The organism is Leptolyngbya cf. ectocarpi LEGE 11479 (assembly GCF_015207065.1).
In the GTDB taxonomy this organism is placed as follows: Bacteria; Cyanobacteriota; Cyanobacteriia; order Phormidesmidales; family Phormidesmidaceae; genus Leptothoe; species Leptothoe ectocarpi.
On the sequence record NZ_JADEXP010000337.1, the window covers coordinates 1 to 7,000 of the forward strand.

At 45.2% G+C, this 7,000-nt stretch carries 3 protein-coding genes and 1 tRNA gene; 2 read left to right on the forward strand and 2 right to left on the reverse strand.

The genetic code is table 11. The features are described 5' to 3' along the window. Window positions 1-78: 78 nt before the first annotated feature. Window positions 79-151 (forward strand) — tRNA-Arg (locus IQ260_RS24915). Here IQ260_RS24915 and IQ260_RS24920 read toward each other — a convergent pair. Both IQ260_RS24920 and IQ260_RS24925 read right to left on the reverse strand, forming a co-directional pair. Next, window positions 152-1,504: an MFS transporter gene (locus IQ260_RS24920; RefSeq protein ID WP_228016411.1), complete on the reverse strand. Its 1,353-nt coding sequence runs from the start codon at window positions 1,502-1,504 to the stop codon at window positions 152-154. 389 nt (window positions 1,505-1,893) lie between these two features. Beyond that, the gene (locus IQ260_RS24925; protein WP_193995781.1) at window positions 1,894-5,739 is read right to left on the reverse strand and encodes a TIR domain-containing protein; all 3,846 of its coding nucleotides are present in this window, start codon (window positions 5,737-5,739) and stop codon (window positions 1,894-1,896) included. A gap of 502 nt (window positions 5,740-6,241) precedes the next feature. Here IQ260_RS24925 and IQ260_RS24930 point away from each other — a divergent pair. Next, window positions 6,242-7,000: hypothetical protein (locus IQ260_RS24930; protein WP_193995782.1), on the forward strand; the 759-nt coding region annotated here is incomplete at its 3' end.

The window sequence follows — 7,000 nt, forward strand, 5'->3', positions numbered from 1 at the left end:
CTGGCCCAAACCCCCTCAAAAATTGCCATAGAAACTTTGGATACCGTCTCAACAGTATGTTAGAGTTTAATTCTGTTAGAGCCTGTAGCTCAGTGGACAGAGCACCTGGCTACGGACCAGGGTGTCGGGGGTTCGAATCCCTCCAGGCTCGTTACAGTGTCGAGTTCGGCACAGCATACACATCCTTGCCACCTCTTAGTGCAAATTGCACTGAATGGTTGAAATTTTTGCTAGACGTAGTAATAAAGAGCACCAGACCCAGTAGGGTCATCAGGCCTGCCACACCAAAAATATCTCGATAGCTGCTCAAGTCAGCAATTTGTCCCATCACAGGACCAGACAGCGCAATCCCCACATCAAACCCGGTCAGGCATAGGCCAAACATTAATCCCCGTTCGGTTGGCGTTGAGCGATCGGCCATTAGTGCGGCCACCATAGGAATCAGCATGCCTCCCCCCATCCCTTGTAATGCTGCAGCCACCAGCACAGCCGCCTCACTCTGAGCTAGCCATAGAGCCATCATCGAAACCGAGTAAAAAACTAAACCAAGGGAAATAAAAGGGCCACGACCATAGCGATCAGAGGCTCGGCCAGCTAACAGTCGAATCCCAAAACTAAACAATGCCGACATTGTATAGATAAAACCAATATTGAGGGCCAGATTTGACTCACGGGCATACAGCGGCACAAAGGTCACCAGTCCGCCAAACGCCAAACCAACTAGCAATAACATCAGAGCCGGTACCCGTACCGCTGGCATCCACATCAAAGACCAAAAGGCGGCCTTACGCCGTGCTGTCACCATCTCTCGCCTGGGTTCTGAGATAGTGACAGCGCACACCAACCCTACAGTCCCCAGCAGTGACATCAAAACAAACACTTGGGCAAAGCCTGCACCAGCCTGCAAATAACCGCCCAAAGCAGGCCCTATCGCCATGCCAATCGGATTCACCAAGCTCATATACCCAATCAGCTCTCCTCGCTGACCAGGTGGAGCGAGATCCGCTACCAGGGCACTATACGCTGTTACAAAAGAGGCGATGCTCAACCCGTGAAATGCCCTGAAGATCATCATCAGCACAATCCTTGAATCTATCTGCCAGAGACGATTACCTACGGATATTTGGCCGGTCATCTCGGGAAAAAAGGGAACCAGCCAGTAAAGCAGCGGCGCTACCGCAATGGCGATCAAGCCAATAAATAAAACAGGTTTTCGCCCCCGTTCATCAGTCATACGAGCCATTACCGGACGCATCGTCAAAAGTCCGATCGCAAAACTCGCCATCACCCAGCCAATCTGCTGACCATTAGCCCCAAATTGTTCAATATACAGAGGCAAAACAGGTAATAGCCCTGCTAACCCTGCCCAAAAACATAGCCCAGCCACAAACATGACTGCCAAGCTGCGCCTTAGGGAAGGCTCTAGGGTGACGAATACATTCAAAACAATTACTCCGTAAAGGATGATGCTCCCGGCAAAAGCCACCGAAACAGGCCTCTGCATCAGAAAAATAGAGTGGGCTAAATCGCCTGGCAGCCTAATATTAATTATTGTAACGAACTCGCAACTTAAAACTTCTATGACAGCCAATAAAGCGGCTATGTAGTGAGACACATATCCTGAAATTCAGTGTTTCAATAGAAGTATGCAGTAAGCAATCTAGGCCTCGAAAACAACACTAGGGTAGGTAGTTATTCCACGGAGCTATTATGAAAACATTCACTTGGATCTATACAATTGCCATTGGTGTAGCCCTAGTTATTCCTATTTTGCCTAAGGAACTACAGGCAGATACCCATAGCAGCTCACAGGATATATCGTTCAGACATTATCAAAGTTGTGATCTTGTCAACGATCCTTCAGGCTGTAGAGCTTCGTAAAGAAGGTATCTCTTACCTGCTCGATCTGGAAAATCCAAAAATTGAGGTGCCATTACAGAAATCCTTCAAATTTTTGATTTCCTTGAGAAGAGCTTCGTCAGTAAATTGTTTATTCATCGCATAAGTATCCCACTGATAATTATTTTCTAGAAATGGGGACACGGCTTCACACCCGTCAGATACCAGCATTTTAAGAATCTCTCCGTTCTGATCGCGAGCCGTTAGATCGGCATCGTCTAAATCCCATAAAGTCCAGAGAAGTACGTCCTCATCCGCACTGGCTGATGCCAGAACGTCCTCATTCTCAGGGGCAAACTCAACACTGGACACAGCTCTTTTATGACGTTCGAGGACGGAAATCAGATCTCCTCGGGATGTCCAAAGTCGAATGGTACCATCCTCGCTAGATGAAGCTAGAAAGCGACCATTGGCACTAAAGCTGACCTGAGTGACCGGATCGCTGTGCTCGGTAAGAGACTTTATCCATTGACCAGACGCATCCCACAGGTTGATCGTGCCGTCTTCTCCACCGGAGGCAATGAGACCCTGCCCGCTTGGTTGAGTTGCGATCGCTAAAATACTTCCCTCGTGTTTCTCATCAATCTCCGCTTGAGCACCTAACTTTATCGGAGAAATACCCACATCAGGTATTATCTCCCACAGAGAAATTCCCCGCTTAATATTAGGGCTGCCTGCCCGAGTGCCCGTCACCAAAAGCCGATCATCTGCACTAAAGGCCACAGCAGTAACATCACTAGAGTGAGCCACCGTCATATAGCGATATAGCCGCTCACCATCCACCCGCCACAGCTTCAGCGTCCGATCAGTCCCCACTGAGGCTAGCCACTGACCATTATGACTAAAGCTTAGATCCAACACCCCCTGATCACTGCCATCAGTATCTTCAACCACAGGATGTGCAGTCAGCACCTGCAGAGGTTCTACCGTATCAATCTCTGGTCTCCACAGCCTGATTTGACCATTCGCTCCCCCTGCAGCCAACATCCTTCCGCTCGGACTATAGTCTACAGCCCAGACCTTAACATTCTTAGCAAACTCCATCTCAGACTTCGACGTACCATCCGGTCGCCACAGCCTTACCGTCTGTATTCCTCCCGAAGCAATAACCCTGCCATCCGGTCGAAAGGTCACATCAAACACATCACTCTTGTGAGGTAAAGGTTGAATAGGGCTGTCAATATCCCACAACCGAATACTGCCATCATCACTCGAAGACGCGAGCACCGTTGCATATCCCAGAACAGGCTTAGGAGCAAAAGCAAGACTTGCAATTTCATCCTCATGGCCCTCAAAAGAATCTATTTGAATCCCTTTTTCTCGCAACCACAAACGCACAATGCCATCAGCCCCACCGGTCGCTAACACATCATCCTGAGGCCCAAAAGCTAACCGATATACTGGTCCCTGATGCCCCCTCAATGTATGAATTAATTCCTTACCCTCCTCTTCTCTCGGATTCCAGAGTTTGACAGTTGCATCAAAGCTCGCAGAGGCTAATGTTCTACCATCAGAACTAAACACAAGACTATAGACAATATCATCATGATCTAACAACAGCCGCTCGCTGTTCTCTTTTAGATCTTGAAGTTGGATATCACCACTGACACCTGCAAAGGCCAACAAGGAACTATCCGGACTAAATACCAAAGCAGTCAGACTTTGAAGCTCTGATGCCACCTGATATTGAAAGACATCGACCTGTTCAAGAGAAAGAGAACTCTGATGTTGATGATTGATCTCCCACAGGTAAACACGACCTTGCACATCAGCAGAAGCAAGATATCTTCCATTCGGACTAAATACAAGGGTCGTAATCGGTACTTGGTCCTGATGCTCCAGCCGAATTAAAGTTCTAAATTCATCAGACCGAGTCCACAAAAAAACTTGACCATCGCTACCGGCAGAAGCAAGATACTGACTGCCTGGGCTAAATTGAACTCGGCTGACTCGCCTCGCCTGAGTTTTACCCTCACTATCTCGAACTTGATGCCTTGCCGACAGTGTTTTCTTCAGTTGTCCCTGACAAGTCCATACTTTAACAGCACCATTGACATCGCCCGTCGCTGCATATGATTGATCTGAACTATAGGCAAGTGTAATCACAGAAGTCGAATGAAAACCAATTTCCTTCTGTTCATCTTGTTCACATAGCCCATCCTTATTTTCTCCTCCCGTTTTTCCCAAATTCCAGAAACGAACAGTTTTATCAGCCCCAACCGAAACAAGCTGCTGACCATCCGGACTAAACATCACAGAAAATACTTTTCCATCATGCTCCTCAAACCGATTAATCTCTCGAAGTTTGAGCGCTGTTCTATGCAGTGCCGTCGTCGCTTTAGCACGCAATTTAGAACGAAACAACCTTACAAATAATGCGTTATGCTGCACACGTTTACCAGCTTGTAACCCTGTCACTAATGCATCTAAACCCTTGAGATCGTCTAAGGATCTAACTAATGCCCTAATCTCACTAAACGTTGTACTCAATAGCAGAAAAGAAAGGCCTGAAAATATACCTATTACAGACAGTACAGCTAGACTCTGACGTTTTCTTTGCAACGCCAAATATCGCTGGCTAGCTTGAACATACTCTTTTTGTCGAGGGAGTAAAGGCTCTAGCTCACGATTATCCACATTTTGAAGATCATGGCGTTTTTTATACCACCGCTTAATTTCTTGATATTCATAGCGAGGCATTAACAATCGATCGACACGTTCACAATCAGACCACTCATAAGCCTTCACCAGCAACTGTCTATAGAATCTCAGATCCTCTAAATGTACCTTTAACGCATCTAATAATTGATGAAGTGACTGCCGGAAGGATTGGTCCTGTCGAACAAAAGACACATAGTGAATTGAGGACAGTCCCATAGCTCGAAAAATATCTCGATCATAAATACTATGGCTAATAACAGGAATAATTCGTTTTTTATACTCCCTAGCCTTTTCAAACTCCCACTGACAATTTTTAGATCGAAGTGAATCAGGGCAAATCACAAAGATTACAGTGTGAGCATAGCGTATTCCCTCTTCTGCCTCATCTCGCCAATTAGCAGCGACAGGAATTCTGTCGCTATCAAGCCAAATCTTCCAGCGTTCATCCTTTAAGGCCTGACTCAAGTTCTCCACAAAAGTCTTATTACTCCGGGCATAGGAAATAAATATATCAGGCGGACTTTTTCCAAGATACTCCGATGTTTCATGTACTCTATCAACAGTCTCTAGGAAAATCTTCTGAACATCCGTAAATTGAAATTGCTGACCTAACTTATGAGTCTCAATCCAGCGCTTCTGCTTTTTAACCTCTTTAAGATCCTCAGGTGTCAGTAAATACTGTTGGGGTCGGCCTTGCTTATCCCATTCAGTTGCACGTGCTAGCAGTCTTATATATGTTTGTAAATGAATAATATTACGAGCCACTTGCTCAAATACTTGACTGACTAATGGTGCCTGCAGGTCCAAATACTGTAGATTGGGTAAAACGCTAGATAGCTGTTTATTCAGCTCTTCAAAGCCACCCTCTTCCCCTAGCAGTACAATCAGCTTGTTTAAACGCTGAGCCAATCTCAGCCTTTGCATCGTTGTCTTACTGCAGAGCGAGGCTTTGGAGATCACTAAAACAAAAACATCTGCTCCCACAATCCCAGCTTTAATATGTTTCTGATAAGTCTTATCCCCATTTAAAAAATGCTGAAAGTCAGGAATATCATCGAAATCGATCCAGGGATCTAGACCCTGCTCACGAATCGCCTTATCTAGAAGCCTGACAAAATCTCCATCCTGAGAAGCATAGCCAATAAAAATATCATTTGCCCGTGGTTTAACCACAGCCATACGCCTTAAACGATCTGTTTTAGGTTGTTGATAAGCAAGGCACAGCCTATATTGAGCCACCGTTTTCATCAGACCCATATAAACCTACTCAGCAGAGTAAAGACGTCTTTCTAAAGATACATCAAGGTTTTTTCAAGTATGCACATCTCCGAATTTCTTATTCAAGTGAGGCGGTAAGTGATGAGCATGCAGTGAAGACAAAATACTCCAAATAGCCACAACACTGAGTAAACGTATATTAAGAGCTTTCACAAGCCTTCGAGTCACTACATACACTGAGCTTGGACAGTTAAGATTGTGGGCAACATATTATCCAGAGCAAGCTGTAAAGTAGTGTAATAACACTGTCAAAAGGGCATATTTAGCCTAGCTTAGCAATCTCAATCTCCATCCATCTAGTGCGACAGGCATTCTTACATCATGAGAGCGATGTCTCAGAACCACCTTTCCTTACGGGGTTTATCCCCTTCAAACTGACAGCTAGATAGTAGGAGATATAAATATGCCTGTAGACTCTACAGATGTTACTAACTTTGAGTATACGTTTTCCAATGGCCAAACGGCCCGTATTCTGAATGTTTCCAAGAGTCTGAGTTATACAGAAACCCTAGCTGCCTTAGGACTGCACAATCCATCTTCCAGTATGGTGGTAATTGGTGGAGCAAGCAAAATGAGCCCTGAAAGCAAACTCAGGGTCTCACAGTTATTTAGCCAGGTATTAGCTCCTATTGCGGAAACGTATGAAATCACCGTCTTTGATGGTGGAACAGATGCGGGTGTTATCCAAATGATGGGTCAAGCTCGCCAACAGATAAATGGCAGCTTTAATCTAGTTGGCATTGCACCTAAAGCAAAAGTCTATTTACCAGGCTATACCCTATGCCCTGACCATAGTTATAACAATACAGAGTTAATCAATCTTGAGGCGCATCACACACATTTTGCTTTAATACCAGGTATTACTTGGGGTAGTGAATCTCCATGGCTGGCCAACTGTGCTTCGAAATTTTCCCAAAAATATCCTGCAATTACTATTTTGATCAATGGGGGAAAAATTTCCCTGAGTGATTTGATGCTTAACCTGTCAGTCGGTCGCCAAACCATGGTGATAGCAGGCAGCGGTAGACTAGCCGATGATATTACTAACATTATTAATGGCAATACATCGACTGAGACTACTAAAGATTCTATAATTCAAGACTTAGTCAACACTTATTATCCTGGTCAAACATCAATTTTTGGGATCACCCAATCGCTTGTG